At 35.2% G+C, this 18,586-nt stretch carries 19 protein-coding genes and 1 pseudogene; 15 read left to right on the top strand and 5 right to left on the bottom strand.

Features of this window, described 5'->3' with window-relative positions; genetic code table 11:
* Nucleotides 1-21: 21 nt before the first annotated feature.
* Nucleotides 22-3,693 (bottom strand): metallophosphoesterase, encoded by a 3,672-nt coding sequence (locus G525_RS0112210; protein ID WP_027126424.1) that lies wholly within the window; start codon nt 3,691-3,693, stop codon nt 22-24.
* Nucleotides 3,694-4,094: 401 nt separating this feature from the next.
* On the opposite strand from G525_RS0112210, the gene G525_RS22080 reads away from it, so the two are divergent.
* From G525_RS22080 to G525_RS0112155, 9 genes are all read left to right on the top strand, one after another.
* Nucleotides 4,095-5,225: an META domain-containing protein gene (locus G525_RS22080; RefSeq protein WP_084647756.1), complete on the top strand. Its 1,131-nt coding sequence runs from the start codon at nt 4,095-4,097 to the stop codon at nt 5,223-5,225.
* An 18-nt stretch (nt 5,226-5,243) separates the two neighbouring features.
* Nucleotides 5,244-5,750, top strand: coding sequence for a hypothetical protein (locus tag G525_RS20870; RefSeq protein ID WP_157491932.1), 507 nt, complete (start codon nt 5,244-5,246; stop codon nt 5,748-5,750).
* Nucleotides 5,751-5,807: 57 nt separating this feature from the next.
* Complete coding sequence (locus G525_RS20865) at nt 5,808-6,056, top strand: hypothetical protein (RefSeq protein ID WP_157491931.1); 249 nt, start codon at nt 5,808-5,810, stop codon at nt 6,054-6,056.
* Between the two features lie 270 nt (nt 6,057-6,326).
* Nucleotides 6,327-8,459, top strand: a complete 2,133-nt coding sequence (locus tag G525_RS0112180; protein WP_027126422.1) for an AsmA family protein — start codon at nt 6,327-6,329, stop codon at nt 8,457-8,459.
* A gap of 60 nt (nt 8,460-8,519) precedes the next feature.
* Nucleotides 8,520-9,278, top strand: coding sequence for an AsmA-like C-terminal region-containing protein (locus G525_RS0112175; protein ID WP_027126421.1), 759 nt, complete (start codon nt 8,520-8,522; stop codon nt 9,276-9,278).
* A 207-nt stretch (nt 9,279-9,485) separates the two neighbouring features.
* Complete coding sequence (locus G525_RS0112170) at nt 9,486-10,475, top strand: DNA topoisomerase IB (protein ID WP_027126420.1); 990 nt, start codon at nt 9,486-9,488, stop codon at nt 10,473-10,475.
* Nucleotides 10,476-10,628: 153 nt separating this feature from the next.
* Nucleotides 10,629-10,796: a hypothetical protein gene (locus G525_RS22275; protein WP_157491930.1), complete on the top strand. Its 168-nt coding sequence runs from the start codon at nt 10,629-10,631 to the stop codon at nt 10,794-10,796.
* Between the two features lie 244 nt (nt 10,797-11,040).
* Nucleotides 11,041-12,114 carry an endonuclease/exonuclease/phosphatase family protein gene (locus G525_RS0112160; protein WP_027126419.1) on the top strand — a complete coding sequence of 358 codons (1,074 nt, stop codon included), beginning with the start codon at nt 11,041-11,043 and terminating at the stop codon, nt 12,112-12,114.
* A gap of 131 nt (nt 12,115-12,245) precedes the next feature.
* Nucleotides 12,246-12,644 (top strand): VOC family protein, encoded by a 399-nt coding sequence (locus tag G525_RS0112155; protein WP_027126418.1) that lies wholly within the window; start codon nt 12,246-12,248, stop codon nt 12,642-12,644.
* 341 nt (nt 12,645-12,985) lie between these two features.
* Here G525_RS0112155 and G525_RS0112145 read toward each other — a convergent pair whose 3' ends face one another.
* The 4 genes and pseudogenes from G525_RS0112145 to G525_RS22895 form a co-directional block, all read right to left on the bottom strand.
* Entirely contained in the window at nt 12,986-13,237 is a 252-nt protein-coding gene (locus G525_RS0112145; protein WP_027126417.1) for a hypothetical protein, read from the bottom strand.
* A 201-nt stretch (nt 13,238-13,438) separates the two neighbouring features.
* A complete protein-coding gene (locus tag G525_RS20860) occupies nt 13,439-13,771 on the bottom strand; it encodes a DUF421 domain-containing protein (protein WP_245577793.1) in 333 nt (110 codons plus the stop codon).
* Between the two features lie 182 nt (nt 13,772-13,953).
* On the bottom strand, nt 13,954-14,109 hold the full coding sequence (locus G525_RS0112135) for a YqaE/Pmp3 family membrane protein (RefSeq protein ID WP_027126416.1): 156 nt from the start codon (nt 14,107-14,109) through the stop codon (nt 13,954-13,956).
* 297 nt (nt 14,110-14,406) lie between these two features.
* A pseudogene (locus G525_RS22895) lies at nt 14,407-14,638 on the bottom strand (ABC transporter permease); the annotation flags it as partial.
* A gap of 319 nt (nt 14,639-14,957) precedes the next feature.
* On the opposite strand from G525_RS22895, the gene G525_RS0112125 reads away from it, so the two are divergent.
* From G525_RS0112125 to G525_RS0112105, 6 genes are all read left to right on the top strand, one after another.
* Nucleotides 14,958-15,872 (top strand): NADP-dependent oxidoreductase, encoded by a 915-nt coding sequence (locus G525_RS0112125; RefSeq protein ID WP_027126415.1) that lies wholly within the window; start codon nt 14,958-14,960, stop codon nt 15,870-15,872.
* 314 nt (nt 15,873-16,186) lie between these two features.
* Entirely contained in the window at nt 16,187-16,705 is a 519-nt protein-coding gene (locus G525_RS0112120) for a hemerythrin domain-containing protein (protein WP_027126414.1), read from the top strand.
* Nucleotides 16,706-16,953: 248 nt separating this feature from the next.
* The gene (locus G525_RS0112115; protein WP_027126413.1) at nt 16,954-17,208 is read left to right on the top strand and encodes an autorepressor SdpR family transcription factor; all 255 of its coding nucleotides are present in this window, start codon (nt 16,954-16,956) and stop codon (nt 17,206-17,208) included.
* A gap of 3 nt (nt 17,209-17,211) precedes the next feature.
* On the top strand, nt 17,212-17,454 hold the full coding sequence (locus G525_RS22855) for a DUF1648 domain-containing protein (RefSeq protein ID WP_342662761.1): 243 nt from the start codon (nt 17,212-17,214) through the stop codon (nt 17,452-17,454).
* Between the two features lie 39 nt (nt 17,455-17,493).
* Complete coding sequence (locus G525_RS22850) at nt 17,494-17,871, top strand: SdpI family protein (protein ID WP_342662760.1); 378 nt, start codon at nt 17,494-17,496, stop codon at nt 17,869-17,871.
* A gap of 103 nt (nt 17,872-17,974) precedes the next feature.
* Nucleotides 17,975-18,451: a PH domain-containing protein gene (locus G525_RS0112105; protein ID WP_027126412.1), complete on the top strand. Its 477-nt coding sequence runs from the start codon at nt 17,975-17,977 to the stop codon at nt 18,449-18,451.
* Nucleotides 18,452-18,586 lie beyond the last annotated feature (135 nt).

Here is an 18,586-nt window from a genome sequence, read left to right as displayed (position 1 = left end):
AGTGTTATAAAAACCTAAGAATTATAAAGCAAAGCCCAACGCAAAAGCCACACGGAAGCCATCCATAGAATGAAAAACACCAAGATTGGCGGAGATTATATCAACACCTGAGATAAAAAAACCGCCGCCGTAAGAATTATGCCATTTATGCGTATCCTCGCCCTTTAACCATACCCTGCCATAATCGAACCCTGTAAACACTCCTACTCGGATAGGTAAGATTTTGGTTCTGAACTTCCCAAAACTATATCTTATATCCGTGTTTTGAAAAAAGGATTGGTTGCCTGTAAAGCGTTGGTTTCTAAACCCTCTTAATCCATCCGTACCACCAATGGAAGCGGCCTGATAAAACTCAAAATTCTCTCCAAAATTAATCTGGCTTTTAATCCGAGTGGCTAAAACAAACTTTCCTGAAGATACAAGTTTATGGGTAAAACTTAATTCAGGAATAAGGTAGGTATAGCCTATATTGTCATGATGTAGATTAATCTTATAACCAAATTCAAGACGTGATTCAAAACCTAAGGTAGGATAGGCATTGTTGTCATAATTTTTAAATTCGAATTTAGTTGTTACGCTGGCATATTGATTGCTCTCAAAAATATAACTTGGTACTTCTGGACTTTCTGAAACATATCTATTTTCAGTATTTTCAACCTTTACAGATTCGTAACCTACCCCTAAACTAAATTTACTGCCACCGTTGGCTCTATAAATAAATGATGGTTTGATCAAGAACTCGCGCATGCGTACCCGGTTGTAATCAAAACCGAGATCATCATCCAAATTTATGGTTTCGTTACCATATCCAAAAAAGTTAAAGGTGTAATTAGAACTCTGATAATGAGCGTCGATTTTCAAATTTAAATTGCCAATAATATGTGCAAACTCACCTTGATACTTAAACTCAAAGGCGCTGGTTGCAAAATAATAGGCGACGTCCATTTTATGCTGACTGGTAAACGGATTCCTTTCAAAACCATATCTTGTATAGACATTAGTGGCACCTAATTTTAATCCGTCATCGGGATTTAGACCCATCGAAGGAATAATTCGGTTGGTATTGTTTCTTAGTTTTTTATAATCGTAAACATTTGCGGAATAATTATCTTGTAATTTTACAGAGGCATTACCAACTTCATTTAGAGTATTTGGCCGAGATTTATAATCATAAATTTTAATGTTTTTACCATCCTCAACGATATATTCATCGTTATTTTGACCGCCTATAATACCAATTTTCATTTTTTTAATGGTTCCGGTTATTTCAAAAGTGTCAGAATCGTCCAGGCCATAAATCCAAAGTTCCTTGGTTAATTTCGGACTGTAGGTTCTATTATGGTAACTTTCTTTAATGGAATCTCCCTTTTTTCGAAATACAGTAACTTCTACATCGCCATTTTCCAGTCCATTAACTTTTATATAGTCTTCTTTATTGGTGCCAACAACCACTGCATATTCATTGATAAGCTTATAATAAGCATCAGAAATACTCTGTAAATTTCTTCTTCGTCCCTTTAACAGCTCCTTAATGGATTCTATGGTTTCGCCTTGGACCTCTTTAGGAACTGTATTAAAAGCATCGTCAATAACGGCATCAGTAAGATCGTTTTGAATTGCCGCAACCTGTTGATCCCAAACCTCCTTATTAGATTGGACTATGAGAGCCATATCCAAAGGAAAGGGTTCGATATTAAATCCTTTGACATCTTTTAAATCCGATGCATATTTCCGCAGTAATTTGGCTACTGGAATTAAATAAATTGAAGCACCAAGCAAAAAACCGTCGGACATTTTCGAAAAGGCTTGGTCCCGATCTCTCGGCAATGCTTTATAAACCATTTTGTTATCTTCTTGAAACTCCAACCATCGCCATTGGTCGTGATGCCGGTCCCAATCACCAATCACCATGTCAAATAAACGTGCTTTTATATAGGAAGGTTCGTCAACAATTTTAGATTCATCTTCATTAATTTTTAGTAAAACATCTGTAGTGCTTATAATATTTCCGGTGAAATTTCCGGTAGCCAAATGCAAATGGCCTTTAGAAGGATGTTCTTCAAACACATACAATTCATCGCCATATTCGTCATTATAATTACCTAAAGCGTCTTGTTTGGGAATGTAGTATAAATTGGAATTTAAGTACGGAATGTTTAAATCTTTAGACAGCGATGCTACTATAAATGGAGCATAGGGATAAGACCCCGTAAACACATCTTTTACAAGCGCTTCTGAAACCGTATTTTCAAAAGAACCTTCAACATATTGGTCTTTAAATGCAAAGGACTGTATATATTGAGCGGCATTCTTTTCAACCGCTCTCATGACAAATCTTGTGCCATCCGCTGCTTTTAAATGCAGTGTCTTGGACTGTGTTCCGCCACCTTTGCGCAATGGTGTGAGTCCACCCATTAGGGTGTCTAAATACGCTACTTTCGCAGTTACTGGTTCACTAAAATATTTTCGGTAGCGTTCTCCCCATAAGAATTTATAAAAACCACCTTTTTTAGTCTCTTCTACGGAATATACAGAGGCCATAATTGAATCTTGACGGATTATAGGAAATCCACTCGAAATTATTTTAGAATCCGATTTGAACACTTCGGTTTGGTAGACTACCTCCCGATCTTTAGCGGAAATGAACTTCACTTCGGAAGCACCATCCTTAAAAATATTCAGTACTGCAAATCCATTGTCAGGATAGGCAAACTTAGCGCCCTTAATCAATCTGGTGGCAGATGTTCGAGACCCTGAACCACTTATGATTTGAGGGATGTTATCCTTGACCAGATATTGCAGATTTTGCTCATGTCCGGAAATAAAAATAACCGAATTATTTTGTTGGGAAGCGGCCACCAAGTTCCGTTTTAATTCATTGTAAAACACATTGGATAGATCCGTATTATAAATCCCACTGGTATTTCTCATTAAATTCTTTAAAGAGCCCACTAAAGGAACAGGGGTTAAATGACTGCTCAGACTATGTTGACCACCATGTGGACCACTGCTGAACATAGGTTGATGAATGGCCACCAATACCGTTTTACCCCTTGCTTTTTTGATTTCACTTCTAAATTCATCTAAAAAATCCGTACGGGTTTTTAGGTTGCAATGTTCATTGATTTTTGGGTGTCTATCCCAGTTTGTGATATACCATTGCGAGTCTAAAACAAGTAAAATAGTGTCGTCGTTGATTTTAACCTTCTTCATTGGACAACTATCTTCAGGTAAAAAGGAGTGTTTCCCCAACGCCTTTTCCACTAATTTTTCTTGTTGCTTTAATCCTGAAACACCACTGTACCAATCCTGATTACCGGGAATAAAAATGACCCGACCAGGAAATTTTTTTGCAAGGTCAATTTGTAAGGACAAGTCTTGTTCTGCGGCTTCCTTTTCTGGACCATCTTGGTTAGGAATTCCCTTTGGATAGACATTGTCACCTAAAAAAAGTAGGAGATCAGATTTGGTTGCATTTTTAATTTCAATTTCTAAGGATTGAAGGGCTGTTGGGGCTTCATCATTTTCTGAGATCCCTACCCCACCGATCATATAAACTTTCAAAACAGGATCTATGTCCCTTAGAGTTATAGCATCAGTTTTTGCAATAGAAGTTTTATGAGTGGCACAATTAAAAAACAATAGTGCGATGAGCATTACTAAACAAACACTTATTTTATAAGTTTTTATCATATTACATTTTACAATGTTTTTAATTTTTTATTAGTTTTTGCTTACTACTGTGTTTTCTGCGTTTTAAAAATAAAATGGTCGTGTAAAAATACTATCCATTTCTTTAAAAAGACAAGAGTTTTATAATATTTCCCCTCTGTAGTCATGGTACGATAAATGTAAACTTTTGAACGATAAGTGCTATTAGCTACCACCCGAGTTTAAAAAAATATGCCGAAAGACCAAAACCATCTTTAAATTCTCAATACTAGATATTAAATTAATTCGAAGGTTGAGAATACTAAATGTTAAATCTTTTCATAACTTTATTCGATTCTTTGCCTTTGGAATGATTTTGTCTGGTTTTTCTTTATCGTCCTATCAAAATTTTCTCAATGATAATCACCTTAAAATTGAAATAAATGAAAATTAAATGGCCCTTATTGGCACTAATACTTGGTTTCATAATGTCGTGTGGCAATCAAAAAAAAATACCCAGCAGTGATCAACTTTATGACCACACTTGGCAATTGGAATATCTCTCTGGACCTAGGATTGCATTTGAAGGTCTTTTTCCTGATAAAAAGCCAGAAATCGTCTTTAACAAATCTATTTCTGAAGTTATCGGAAACAGCAGTTGTAACGGCTTTTCCGCCTCATATTCGCTAAATGGCAGCGCTATATCATTTGGCGATCCGGGACCAACCACCATGATGTACTGTGGTGAGGGTGAGCCTCAGTTTTTAGCAATGATGAAAAAAATAAATGGATATCGTTTTGATGCCGAAGGAAAATTGAACCTCATGATTGATGAGGTTTCCATGATGCGTTTCAAAAAAACACAAAAAACCAAGGGCATTACATCAGAAACTATGAAATCATCTAAAAACTCTGCTGCTCCTTCCATTTATTTTAAAGCCAACGGAACCGAACCATTTTGGGGCGTGGCGATAAGTAAAACACAGATTGTTTTTAAAACACCTTCTGACTCTATAATTATACCACATTCCAAGCCTATATTGGCTCAAGATGCTAATGTGAAACGCTATAATCTGGACACAGAATCTGGAAGAATGAGCATTCAAATTATTCAAAAAGAGTGTAAGAATGCCATGTCTGGAAAAGTGTTGCCCTATTCCGTAACTGTAGAAAAACATGCATCTAACGAAACTGACGTGGTTAAACTTGAGGGCTGCGGCGTTTATATTACGGATTATAGACTGCACGATACTTGGGTACTTGAAACCTTAAATGGTAATACACTAACCAGAGCAGATTTTGCCAAAGAATTTCCAACTTTAGAGATGAATACGGCTGAAAACACCTTCCACGGATTTGCAGGCTGTAACCAAATGCACGGCTCACTTTTTTCTGAAAAAGATTTGCTTAAATTCATCAAAGTGGCTACTACTGAAATGCTCTGTGAAGAAAAAAATAAGGAATCTGAATTTTTAAAAGCGCTTCTAAGTAGCACAACATACTCTATTGAAAATAACCGATTGACGCTTTCAAATCCTTCAGGGGTTTTAGCTGTATTAAAAAAAATTGATTAATACTAAAACATTAAAATTATGACACCTTCAAAAAACTCGCATTGTATTTCAGTATCGATAAAATTGATGCTGCTAACTTTTATTTCATTGACACTATTCACCTGTAAAAACAAGGAAGAAAAACTGAATAAAATGGTTACAGAAGAAAGTATTGTCGAAGAAGTGGTCATCACACCCACGCTAGAGAAGGGTTGTTATACGTACCATGAAAATGGTAGTATGGTTTCTATGGAAATCACAAAAGCAGACAATCCGGTTGAAGGAAATCTCACCTACGCATTTGCCGAAAAGGACAAAAACACGGGGACTTTTAAAGGTGAGTTTAACGACGGAAAGCTTGTTGCCGATTATACGTTCCAATCAGAAGGTAAAGAAAGCACTAGACAGGTTGCTTTTATGCTTAAAGACAACCAATTGGTAGAAGGTTATGGAGAATTGAATGAAAATGGTACGATGTTCAAGGATGTAAATTTCATAGACTATTCATCCACCACGCCTCTGACAAAGACAGACTGTAAGCAATGAAGAGCACAATGTTTGTATGAAAACGGAAAATCCTATTCCGAATTAAAAGAAACCTGTTTGGAATTAACGACTCTGAATATCAAATTGAATCCTTTAAAAGAGGCTGCACTGACTGAAGGCAAATCGGCCTATGTACTATTTAACGATAAGAATTCTGAAGCAGAAGTTTTTCTTCCTTCAAAAAACAAAGGAATTCTACTAAAAAAAACGAATGAAGGCAATTGGTCCAATACGCAGTACACACTCATCAGTTGGAAAGGTTATGTGCTTCAAGAAAATAACAAAGCGATTTTTGGTGGCGAATAGATTGCCATTTTATAGAGACGATCTACAATTTTTGGAAGACTATCGTTAACACTAAAAGTAAGGTTTGATCATTTTTTTATGAGCTGGAATTACTTAAAATTGGAGCATTTTTCTCATTGCTTTTAATTTCCTTTTAAAAAATCGTGATAGAATTTTTAGATTGATTTTGTAGGTAAATTGCGCGCTTATGAGTACTTTTAAGTGACTGATCTTAAGGGATTGGTCACACTACACTTATCAAATATAATTTATCATTGTAACTTTTATTAAATGGAGAAAGCACATAAACGGAAGAATATTCTAATCAAAATATTAAAGGGAACACTAATTTCAATTGTGGTTCTCCTGATTTTTATGTTTGCTATCCCAAGTATTTTTAATGATTTTATCTCTCAAGAATTAAAAAAAGGAATCAATGAACAGTTAAAAACGGAATTCCACTTTAAGGAATCTGATATTTCATTCTTTAAACATTTTCCGGCATTGACATTTTCATTTGAAGATATTCATTTAGCGGGTTCTGAACCATTTTCAAATGAGCCCTTAATTAGTGCTAAAGAACTAGGATTTGGAATCAACGTGTTTAAACTCATCTTTTCAAAAGAAATCGAAGTTGATGAAACTTATTTGACCGATAGTCATATCAAGATAAAGAAAGATCGGTTTGGCAAGAACAATTATGATGTCTATCAAGGCACTGACTCTCCAATTGAAGAAAAGGATTCTACGGCATTGGGATTAAATCTAAATCTTGAAAGACTCGAGATTGAAAATGCCAATATTATTTATCAAGATGAAGACATTGGCATCACAATTATATCAAATGGCTTTAATTACAGAGGCAAAGGTGGCTTGGAAGAAGGAATCTTGGAACTGGGATCTCGATTGTCCATTGAAAGTATTGATGTGGTTTTTGATAATATAGAATATATAAAAGGTAAAAAGTTAAGAGCAGAATCCTTTACTATCTATGATACAAAAAACCTTTCCATCAATTTGGACGATAACACAATTTCTGTAAATACTCTAGATGTCAATTTTAACGGCACATTGGATGTCTTTGACAGCGGCCTTGCTTACGATTTCATTTTTAAGACTCAAAACGGCAACATTCAAAATGTAATCAGTGCGCTTCCTCCAAACTTTACCGAATGGTCCAAAAAGATGGAATTAACAGGTGACATGAACGCCACGGTCTACCTTAAAGGACATTCTGGAACTGTTCCCGATAGTTTAAAAAAAGAGCGTATCTCCTTTAAAGCAGGTATAACTGACGGCAGAATAGCGCACACCGATGCTCAGGATGCCGTTGAGAAATTATTTGTAAAATTTAATGGGTCTCTAGAAAATGAATTGGTTGATTTTAACTTGGACAGTTTGAGTTTTAAATTAAAAAATGAGTTGACCAATGGGAAGTTAGCGCTAAAAGGAAAAACAGATTCCTTATATGTCAAATCCAATATTCAATCGAACATGGATCTGACCACTCTTAATAAAATTTTAGACCTCCCAGGTTATAGCTTTAATGGCGTCATCTTTTCAAACTGGATTGCTGATGGCATTTATCAACCCTCAGCTTCTAAATTCCCTAAAACCAACGGCACTATTAAACTGAATAACGGATCGTTAAAAACGCCAGGACATCCTGAACCTATTAAGAATATCAATATCGAGGCTGTAGTTCTCAATGATGGAAACTCCTATTCAGAGTCTTCATTGACCATTAAAAAGCTCAACTTTAGCTTTCTTGAAAACAACTTTACGGCGAAAGGCTTTTTTAAGAATTTTGATCAACCTGAATACCAAATTACCGCTAACGGTACTATTGATTTTACGTCTCTTAATCAAGTTGCGGATTTACCATTTCTTATCTCGAACGGAATAGTGACTGCTGATTTGAGTTTACAAGGACAGTTGGCCGATCCTGAGGGTGGCCTTCCGCAAACCAACCTACCAACTGCAAATTCTGGCACTCTGGACATTGAGAATATTGAAATTAAAGCTGATGTATTGCAATACCCTATGCAGATTTCAGAAGGTAAATTTCTTTTTCTCAATGAAAAAATGGCATTCTCTAAATTGGACCTCCAACATGGTACATCAAATTTGGAAATGAATGGCTTTTTTCAGAGTTATTTGGATTATGCACTCTTATCAAAAGGCGTTTTACGTGGCGATATAAAATTAAAATCATCGCATATTGACATCACCGAGTTCTTTCCGAAAGGAGAAAATCAACCATTACCACAGAAATCTCAAGCAGAAGTGACTGAAACTAAAATGGACAGCACGGCAGCTAAAGAAACAGTTGTTACCGCAGTGATGCAAGTACCAAAAGATTTAGATCTGGTTTTTCAAATGCAAGTGGATACGCTTACATATAACGACTTGATCATCACCTAACTTTCGGGTACATTAGGTATAAAAAACGAAGCTCTGTTTCTAAAAAATAGCGATTTAAGAATGGTAAATGGTTCAGCACACGCCGAAGGGTTTTATCAACCGGTAAATGATCAGAAAGCCATGTTTTCAATGGCGTTGGATGCCAAACATCTTGACATAAAAAAAGCATATCAAACTATAGAACTCTTTAAAGAATTAGTTCCAGCTGCTGAGCAAGCGTCAGGTCAGGTTTCTGCGAACTATAAATTGTCAGGAACATTAGATCATGAAATGATGCCGGTGTTAACATCGCTTGAGGGTAAAGGTGTTTTAAAAGCACAGAATATTCAATTTGAAGGGTATAAACTCTTAGGAAATTTATCGAAAGAATCTGGTTTTGAACAATTGAATGACGCAGCAGTCCCTGAGATCACCATCAATTCTGCCATAAAAAATAACATCCTATACTTAGAAAAATTTAAATTTAAGGTAAAACCCTTTCGATTAAAAACGGAAGGCCAAACCTCGCTTGATGGTCAACTCAACATAAAAATGCGCATAGGTTTACCACCTTTGGGCATTATTGGTATTCCTGTGACTATCAAAGGGTCTAGTGATGATTTTAAAATTAAGCTCGGTAGAAAAGGACCAGATCTCAAAGAGATGGAAGATGACAACGACGGGCTTTCAGAACAAGACATTGAACGCATGACTATGCTCAAAGATTCGATCCGAGAAGGAATGACAGTTGATGACATCGAAAAAATGCAGCAACGCATAGAAAAAGTTAATCTCGATTCACTGAAAATGAAGTCCGTTGACACTTTAAAAGTTAATTAAGCAGTATCTCAAGCTTAGTTAAATGACAATGCACTCAAATTTATTCATAGGTAATTTTCAAATCTGTTTGAATCCAAGCCTATCCAAAATATTGATTTCATCTTAACATCAAAGCTTGCCAAAAATTTTTGCTAAAAACTCTTAAAATGAACACAATTTTAAATCCGCTAAGAATATTTTGTTTTATTTTTAAGATAAAATTCCGCGATGTATTACAGAAAAAAACACGGCAAGGGTTTTACCTATAAAGATAAGCATGGGAAAACCATTAAAGACAAAGAAATTAAGGAATGGATAATCTCACTTGTGATTCCACCGGCATGGACCGATGTGGAAATTGAGGAAAATAGAAAATCAGATTTACTGGTGACAGGCAGAGACGACAAGGATCGCAAACAATATATCTACCACGCCAAATACACTGAAAAACAAAATTCCAAGAAGTTTGACCGTATTATTGATTTTGCAGATCAATTGGAACATATGCGCCGCGTTACAGGACAACATTTACGAAAGCGAAAATTGAACCGTGAGAAAGTCATGGCAACGATGCTTAGGTTATTGGAATCGGCTTTTTTCAGACCTGGAAGTGAAACCTATTCTAAAGAGAATGCCACTTACGGGTTGACCACATTGCGTCATAAACACCTCACCATTAACGACGACGAGATCATTTTTAAATATAATGGAAAATCCGGGCAAGATCAAGAAAAACATATCGTTGATAAAAAGCTAGCCAAAATAGTGCAGGAAATTGATGATATGCCAGGTTATGAAGTATTTAAATATCTTGACGAGAACGACAATATCATTGATGTAAAAAGTGATGATTTGAACGCTTATATCCATGAAGTTATGGGCGAAGAATTTTCTGCAAAGGATTTTAGAACATGGGCCGGAACGATGATTGCCGCCATCGCTTTGGATGAATTGGGGGTCGTGGACAAAAAAGACCAAAAAGCATTGGATAAAAACATCAAGGAGGCGGTGATCCGCGTTTCAGAACGTCTTGGAAATACACCTTCCGTAGCGCGCAGTTCTTACATAGACCCAAGAATTATTGAAGACTATACCCAAGGGCGCACCTTGAAATATTTTGAAAAGGAAATAAACACATTATTAAAACAGGCCGAAAACCTCTCCAAAGAAGAGCTAGGCGTGTTATGCATGCTCCGAAGTCGTTTGAAAAAGAAGTAATTTTACAGAGTACTGGGTTCACCTCAATTTAAAACCTATATCTTGAATTTAACAGAAGACCAAATAGCTGAAAGATTTTGAAATTGGTGTAATAAAAATCAAAATAAGTTTCTCCTTTTATCTCATCTCACTGAGCTAATAAAAAGCAAATTAATGCCTGAGTTTTTGGCTGAATTACGTCAATTTAGTGAAGACATCAATTTTGAAATTGGAGGACATCCTGATAATGACAATGTTGAATTGATTATTTCGGAAAAAGAAATCCCTAATCACTTTCGGGCGGTAGAAAAACACCATAAAACATCTCTAAATTTATATTGAAAAAAAGAAAAACGGGTCTTGACACTATCAATAATAAGTACTTTTTAAGTATCTAACAAGATGTTTCCTTATTAAATTTGGAGCTTAACTACACTACTTCCGGTTCCTATATACAAGTTTTAGGAATAGGTCTGACCGACTGCACTACCGTATTATTTTTTTTATATTTAAAATCAAACATAATTAAGATCATAAGGAATGCTTTTTTTACCTTAGAGGTTTATTTTCTAATCAACCCACAAAAATGTCTACAGCTGAATTAATTACGTTCTGCCTAAATCTGCTTTTCTGTATCCCCAGCTTGGCATCAGTTACAAAATTTGATTACTGGTGGATTCGCGGATTTGATTTTCCCAGAATACAGATTTCCTTTTTGATTTTATTTAATATTATTTTGGCTGCATTTGTGTATGATTTTGATCAGCAGTGGCATTTTATAATCGTATCCGCATTGCTGATTTGTCTTATATATCAATGCTGGCTGATTTTCCCTTATACCATCTTAGCTCCCAAACAGGTGCTTAATTATTCCGGTGTAAAAAACAACAATAATAAAATTAGCATCTTGGTTAGCAATGTGTTAATGACCAATCGTGATTATCACAAGTTGATTGATTTAATTAAATTAAAAGATCCGGATGTATTCTTAACCTTAGAGTCTGATGAAGAATGGGAAAAAGCATTGGATGTATTTGCAGACAGTTATAAACACGCTGTAAAAGTACCCTTGAAAAACTTATATGGAATGCATCTTTATTCAAAACTTCCCTTAGAAGATATGGAAGTTAAATATTTAATAAAAGATGATATTCCCTCTATCCATGGATTTGTAATCTTAGAGAATGGCCAGAAAGTCAAAATCCATTGTCTTCACCCACGACCACCCAGCCCAACCGAAAGCAAAACCTCAACCAATAGGGATGCTGAGATTCTTTTAATTGGAGAGGAAATTAAAGACAACCCTTTGCGAACCTTAGTGTTTGGAGATTTAAATGATGTGGCTTGGTCGCGAACAACCAAAATATTTCAAAAAGTTAGCGGATTGCTTGATCCTAGACGAGGTCGTGGATTTTTCAACACATTCAGCACTGAATATTTACTCTTACGTTGGCCCTTGGATCACGTATTTCATACTAAAGATTTTACACTTATAGATATTGCAAGAGGAACCAATATTGGCTCTGATCACTTCCCCATGTATATAAAGCTAAATTATGCGCCTGAAAAGAAAGATAACCAAGAGGAACTCAGCGTAACGGAAGACGAAAAAGAATGGTCTAAAGAAAAGGTCGAAAAGGGTCTTGAAAATCCTCAATAACCATTTCTCATAATTTTTTAGGCCCTCTTTTTTTATTCTTATAAATTTTATAAATGATTTGCACTAAAGACTGATGGATTTGGGTCAAGACTTTCCGCAAGATGTTCGTAATTTAGTTAAAACTTAAAATTATGAATGTACAAGCATACCTCGCCTTTAACGGCAACTGTCAAGAAGCCCTCAACTATTATTCTGAACTTTTTGATGCAAAAATCCAAAACAGACAAACTTACGCAGACAAAAAAATAGATGTACCTTCCTCTTATCGTCAAAAGCTACAACATGCGGAATTGAAAGGAAAAGGTGTCAATTTTATGGCTTATGATGCTTCACCGGACACCCCAATCAATCATGGAAATCAAATACACATGAGTATTGATTTTAAGGATTTAGGAAAGGCAAAAGATGTTTTTGAATCACTCTCTCAAAATGGAAAGGTCCACCATAATTTTAGAGAAAGAGAATGGGGACATTTTGGGAGATGCACAGACAAATTTGGAATTAATTGGATGGTCAACTGTGATCACTAATAGACAAACATTAAAAATAACATTTAATACCTCAATATATGAAACCCACTTTTTTATTAGGTGCTGCCTCAGTAATAATGAGAAACAGAAAGGCTCAGGTTATTTTAGTTGGACTCCAATTTGGCTACTTGATCTATAAATTAGTTCAAGATAAAAATGAGCGATCTCATAAAAGACTTAAAAAATAAATCATCTTGAAGTTTAATATAACAAGAATTACTTTTCTCTTTAAGTTCTTTTGACAGGTCTTGAAATCTAGAAATTATTCCATTAAAAAGTCTAAGCGATTTCGCTTAGACTTTTTAATGGAATATGGGTCAAACCTAACCTTTAACAATGCCTTACATCTTCCAATTTTGGATGTCGCTTTTTATGTCCTCTTTGCTTCTATTTGTTCTACGTGCAATATTTGAGATCATATGGTCAAATTCTCCCGATTTAAAATTGACATCTTCATCCGTGATGCTCGGGTTTTTCTTTCGATAATCGGCCTGAATATTACTCCATCTACCTTCTAGACTGTCGTCTCCACTGTTCAATTTGCTATCTTCTGTATAGCCCCGATGTTTGTTATTATCTTTGTCTAAGCTCATAATTATTTATCTTTTAATTGTTTGTTTCTCCAATATAAAAATAAATCTATTAGAAGACTGTCGTATTACGTAAGCATCTTGACTTGAATGCTGAAAACACCTTTATGAATAGATTTTACTTAACGTTGTAAATCCTCCAAGAGCCAGTTATGAACAACATCATCCTTAATTCTGTGCACAACCAGCATATCGCCCGTTGATTCAAAAAATAACCGCTTTAACCTCTAAGAGTTTAAACACATTGGATTCTCTTAACTTAGAGCGCAAATCACCTTCTGTAATGCTCACTGCTTTCATATTTTCTCTCAAGATATGATCACCATCCATTATTAAGGTGGGTTGATTGTCAATCACTTTCCGAAACCACGTATACCTGCGGAGAAATACCACTGTCAATTGAAATACATATAGAAAAAGAAGACCCACAGCACCTTCTAATAAACTTACACTATTTGACAAAATTGTTGTGGTAATCATAAATCCGACAGCCACAGTCATGGTAAAATCAAACTTGACATTTTGGAGAAATTTCATTTGCCAAATAACCGTGTATAAATAATGACGGCCACATAAATACAGAACGTGGTCAGAAAGATAAGAAAGAACGTTTTTTCTTTAAGACTAAAAAAGTTCACCCAATACCCCAATAAACGTATTCTCTGAAAGAGACGGAATGGACATGAGTAGCCTACTATTCATCGTAGACATTTACAGGATTATTTTCCATTAACAATAAAAGCGTGGATCACTCCAGGAACCCAGCCAATTAGTGTAAGTAGAATGCTAATGAAAAATGCAGACCCAATGCCATGCTTTAAAAAAACAGCTAAGGGTGGCAGTAAAATATTTAATATAATGGTAATTAAAGACATAGATTTTCAGTTTTAAATAAATCATTCCTTCTATTGACCATAAGCTCTATAAGATTATTTTTATACAAATTGGATGTTAGAAAACATCAAACCCTACGGAAGTCAAAAGGATATGAGAACAAAGGTATAGGGAACGGTTTTAGGCTATTAGTTCAAAATGCAGAAATGTGGACTCATTAACATTTAGAGTGGGTTATTTACCCTGAACTACATAGCGGGACTCACCGTGTTCATCATTCTTAAATTGGACTTTAAAATACTCCGACCAGCTCACATAATACTCATAAAATTGTTCAAAATTCCCCTAACTATAGATAAACTGATTATGGACGGCATCCATGATTCTGCACCAAACTGTGTCAAAGTAGGCCTTGATTTGCATTGTAAAAACCAACCCTAAAATAAAGCCGGTTACCACAACCAAAAACAACTGCCGGTTACCCATATTGCAGCATTGCCGGAGCAGTTCCTTCATCTCAAAAGGCCTACTAAACTATTCCCTAAAAAACCGACCTGCAAAAAAGGTCATATCGCCTATTTCAGCGAAAAACGATTTTGTTCGGTCTAAAAAAGAATTTTGTTTTGACCTGTAGAGATGTTATATTTCAAAGATAGCTTCGATTATTTCTTAAATATATGATTTGTATCAGTTTAGATAAATCAATTCAAACGCCAAGTATTCTTTTTAAATCACTGAAAACCAAACGCATAACATATTGTGAATCCTGTTCTTAACAAAAAAGCGCTATTTAAAAGGTTCGCCTTCGTTCATCCACTTAGAATTGATTATCTTCAGAGATGATGAATTTCCATGACTTGGAAATATCCTAAATTCTTAAAACATGAAAATGAAAGCAATACAGATTAATGATTATGGTGATGAAGATGTCTTAAAATATGTAGCGGTAGAGCGTCCAGAACCCGAGGACGATGAGTTATTAGTAAAAATCATTGCTGCTGCAGTAAATCCGGTCGATATAAAAATCCGTAATGGAAAAGGTAAAAAATTTGGCATGAACTTGCCGCTGATAGTGGGTGCTGATTTTGCAGGCACCGTTGAAAATATTGGAGGTGGGATTAAAAAATTCAAAGCAGGAGATGCCGTTTATGGAAAAATTCTTATTGGGTGCTACTCCGAATATGTCATTGTAAAAGAAATAGAATTAGGAAGAAAACCAAAAAATGTCGATTTTATAAGTGCAGCATCGTTACCAATGGCAACTTTAACGGCATGGCAAGCCATATTTGACAATGCTCATCTAGAGAATGGTCAAAAAATTTTGGTGCATGGAGCCTCAGGGAGTGTGGGTTCAATGGCCGTACAATTGGCAAAAGCTAAAGGTGCCTATGTCATTGGATCAGCTTCGGGAAGCAATGAAGATTTCGTGAATAATTTAGGAGCAGATGCTTTTATTGATTATAAATCTAAAGATTTTGAAACGATCGTAAAAGATATGGATGTGGTTTTTGATCCCATTGGAGGGGATACGCATAAACGGTCCTATCAAGTACTCAAAGAAAATGGTATTCTTGTCTCTTTGGTACAAGAGCCTTTTGAAGAATTGATGCAACACTATAAGGTTCAGGCTAAAATAATGGCTTCTCAGCCAAACCCAGAACAACTTGAAGCAATCACTCAAATGGTAGAAGCAGGACAAATAAAAACGGAGATTGGCCAAGTTTTCCCGCTTTCAGAAGCCAAAAAAGCACAGATACAAAGTCAGGACAGGAATGTACGGGGTAAAATTATTTTAGAACCTTAAGCTTATTAATATACTAGGCAAACAGTGATCAAAATTTAGGAATTTTTGAGATTAAGAAAAAAAACAGATCATATATGGAGGTCAAGATCAACACAATTTAGACTGTCTGTATGAATGACCTTATTTGACCTCAAAAATTTACAGTTAATATTCTTAGTTAACTTAGGTTTGGCTGATGGTGAAATTGGACACTCCAAAAATAGAGCTATTCAATTCAAAATCTCCTTATTCCGAAAATATTATATTTGGTACAGTAAAAGCTTTCTTTCATCTAAAAATTAGATGTGCAATTTAATCTCATCCCTTTATCATCCATGAACACAACCTTATACCAATTTTTCACTGAAGATCATCAACGTATTGAAAAGTTGTTGATTAAAGCAACTGAAAACCCGGAAGGCATTGATATGAGTTATTACCATCAATTTCGAACCCAATTGTTGCGGCATATCAAGATGGAAGAGAAAATTCTTTTCCCAGCAGCAAAAAAGTCAAATCCGGATCTGATGAAGGTGCTTCTTCCACAATTCCGATTGGAGCACGGGGCAATCACTGCCTTAATGGTACCACCCCCTACAATGTCTTTGATAAACGTTATCTGGTATCTTTTGGAAAAACATGATCTGGCAGAAGAAAAACCAGGAGGCCTGTATGAGGTCTGTGAGCGGTTGACCAAAGACCATACACAGGCACTTTTAATCCAACTCTGCACCACTAAAGAAGTTCCTGTTCACCCACCCAATCCGGCGCCAATCGCTATGGAATCTGCCAGACGTGCTATGAAAAGAGCGGGTTATGATTATGATGCCATTATTCAGCAAATTGAAAATTAGTACTAGAGTCTATCATTAATATTATATCTTCAACAAACCACCACGCCCCGAGAGTAGAAGGAATCACTTTAAACGATAATTCATAGTTCGGCCTCATTATTTTCCTACCTAAATAACATACATCAAACTATTCCAGATAGAAAGAAATCCTGCAAGATTTCTAAACTGCAGAAAAACCCTAAAAGAAAGCACAAATTAATTAGGATAATGAAATTTTTATTTAGACATTTATCTAAATAACTAAATGAATGAACGCGCTATTCAAAGCACTAAATGATGAAACTCGCAGACAAATAATTGAATTATTAAAAAAGAAAGATATGAATGCAGGGGAAATTGCAGAACAATTCAATATTTCCAAACCAAGTATCTCACATCATCTTGAGATTCTGAAAAGAGCAGATTTAATTACCAGCGAGAAAAAGGGGCAATTTGTAGAATACTCACTAAACACCAGCATTTTAGAAGATTTATTAAATTGGATACTCACATTAAAGAAATAAACTATGGCCCTTAAAAAAGAATTGCCGCTCCTTACCATTGTAGTATTACCCTTTGTTTATTTAGCCTCTATCTGGAATCAATTACCCGAAAAAGTTCCGATGCACTGGAATGTTAAAGGCGAGGTAGACCGCTATGGCAATAAAGTTGAACTTCTTCTTATTCCTATCTTGCTCCCCTTATTGGTATATGTTATCTTTTTAGTGGTTCCGAAAATTGATCCAAAAAACAAACTGAAAACCATGTGAAAAAAATTGCACACCCTGAAGTTTTTAGCCACTACTTTTATGTCCCTGTTAGCTATATATATCCTCTACTCTTCCAAAAACGAGACTTTATACAATCCAAATTATATAGTACTTTTTGTCGGTGTTTTATATATTGTTTTTGGAAACTATTTTAAAACCATTAAAGCCAATTATTTTTTTGGAATACGAACGCCTTGGACTCTTGAAAGCGAAACAGTTTGGAAAAAAACGCACGAATTGGGCGGAAAACTGTGGTTTGTGGGCGGAATTATTGTGGTTTTAGCCAGTTTAATTCTAGAGCAACAGTACAATTTTACCGTATTTGTTGTCATCACCATAATAATAGCGCTAGTACCTATAGTTTATTCCTATATTCTATTCCGAAAAGAAAAAAAATGGTTTGGAATAGACAACTGAATGATTTGAAGACGGTTAACTATCTATTATCTAAGAGTTATAATTACAAGAATTTATTAAAAATACCCAATTTATTTTTTCTAATCTAATACCTAAGGATAAAATGAGAATTTACTATAGCAAAAGTTCACTTTACGTTAAAACTGCAACCATCAGTGCCTTCGTTTTACTAGCATTGGCTATATGGAGCTTATTCTTGTCTAATAACGATTATGGACAATTGAGTGGCATGATATTCAGTTTGCTAATTTTGGCAACCATCGTTTTCTTTTACAGCAATTCATTGAATAAAATAATTGTTAGAAATGATATGTTCACCTTGAAAAAGAATTTCGGTCAAATTCAAATTCCTAAGACAGACATTTTAGATGTGAATTTTTTAAGATATTCAAATTTAACAATGACCTACGGAAGCAAAGGCGTTTTTGGATTTATAGGAAATACGATGGATGATTGCTCTAGCCTTGTCAAAGACAGAAAAAAGATGATTCAGGTTATCACCAAGTCCAGAAAATACATCATAAGTGCAGACACCCCGGAAGATTTGGTAAAAGACATCAAAAATACTTATGAAATTTAGTTATCGTGATTCTATTTAGAGATGACATCATATTAAAATACATTATCCTAAGAATGCAATAACCCTGGCCCCTTTAATTACAAATGCATATCTTCTAATTCAAAAGGAAGCTTCTCAAGATAGCATCAAGAGAAG

The sequence above is a fragment of the Gelidibacter mesophilus DSM 14095 genome (genome assembly GCF_000423005.1).
GTDB lineage: Bacteria > Bacteroidota > Bacteroidia > Flavobacteriales > Flavobacteriaceae > Gelidibacter > Gelidibacter mesophilus.
Note: the sequence above shows the minus strand (reverse complement) of the source record. Positions and strands in the feature narration are given on the sequence as shown.

What these genes read in the sequence shown, in the direction of transcription:
- G525_RS0112210 (WP_027126424.1), bottom strand. Translation starts at nt 3,693, where the DNA reads ATGATAAAAACTTATAAAATAAGTGTTTGTTTAGTAATGCTCATCGCA.
- G525_RS22080 (WP_084647756.1), top strand. Translation starts at nt 4,095, where the DNA reads ATGAAAATTAAATGGCCCTTATTGGCACTAATACTTGGTTTCATAATG.
- G525_RS20870 (WP_157491932.1), top strand. Translation starts at nt 5,244, where the DNA reads ATGACACCTTCAAAAAACTCGCATTGTATTTCAGTATCGATAAAATTG.
- G525_RS0112180 (WP_027126422.1), top strand. Translation starts at nt 6,327, where the DNA reads ATGGAGAAAGCACATAAACGGAAGAATATTCTAATCAAAATATTAAAG.
- G525_RS0112175 (WP_027126421.1), top strand. Translation starts at nt 8,520, where the DNA reads ATGGTAAATGGTTCAGCACACGCCGAAGGGTTTTATCAACCGGTAAAT.
- G525_RS0112170 (WP_027126420.1), top strand. Translation starts at nt 9,486, where the DNA reads ATGTATTACAGAAAAAAACACGGCAAGGGTTTTACCTATAAAGATAAG.
- G525_RS22275 (WP_157491930.1), top strand. Translation starts at nt 10,629, where the DNA reads ATGCCTGAGTTTTTGGCTGAATTACGTCAATTTAGTGAAGACATCAAT.
- G525_RS0112160 (WP_027126419.1), top strand. Translation starts at nt 11,041, where the DNA reads ATGTCTACAGCTGAATTAATTACGTTCTGCCTAAATCTGCTTTTCTGT.
- G525_RS0112155 (WP_027126418.1), top strand. Translation starts at nt 12,246, where the DNA reads ATGAATGTACAAGCATACCTCGCCTTTAACGGCAACTGTCAAGAAGCC.
- G525_RS0112145 (WP_027126417.1), bottom strand. Translation starts at nt 13,237, where the DNA reads ATGAGCTTAGACAAAGATAATAACAAACATCGGGGCTATACAGAAGAT.
- G525_RS20860 (WP_245577793.1), bottom strand. Translation starts at nt 13,771, where the DNA reads ATGAAATTTCTCCAAAATGTCAAGTTTGATTTTACCATGACTGTGGCT.
- G525_RS0112135 (WP_027126416.1), bottom strand. Translation starts at nt 14,109, where the DNA reads ATGTCTTTAATTACCATTATATTAAATATTTTACTGCCACCCTTAGCT.
- G525_RS0112125 (WP_027126415.1), top strand. Translation starts at nt 14,958, where the DNA reads ATGAAAGCAATACAGATTAATGATTATGGTGATGAAGATGTCTTAAAA.
- G525_RS0112120 (WP_027126414.1), top strand. Translation starts at nt 16,187, where the DNA reads ATGAACACAACCTTATACCAATTTTTCACTGAAGATCATCAACGTATT.
- G525_RS0112115 (WP_027126413.1), top strand. Translation starts at nt 16,954, where the DNA reads ATGAACGCGCTATTCAAAGCACTAAATGATGAAACTCGCAGACAAATA.
- G525_RS22855 (WP_342662761.1), top strand. Translation starts at nt 17,212, where the DNA reads ATGGCCCTTAAAAAAGAATTGCCGCTCCTTACCATTGTAGTATTACCC.
- G525_RS22850 (WP_342662760.1), top strand. Translation starts at nt 17,494, where the DNA reads ATGTCCCTGTTAGCTATATATATCCTCTACTCTTCCAAAAACGAGACT.
- G525_RS0112105 (WP_027126412.1), top strand. Translation starts at nt 17,975, where the DNA reads ATGAGAATTTACTATAGCAAAAGTTCACTTTACGTTAAAACTGCAACC.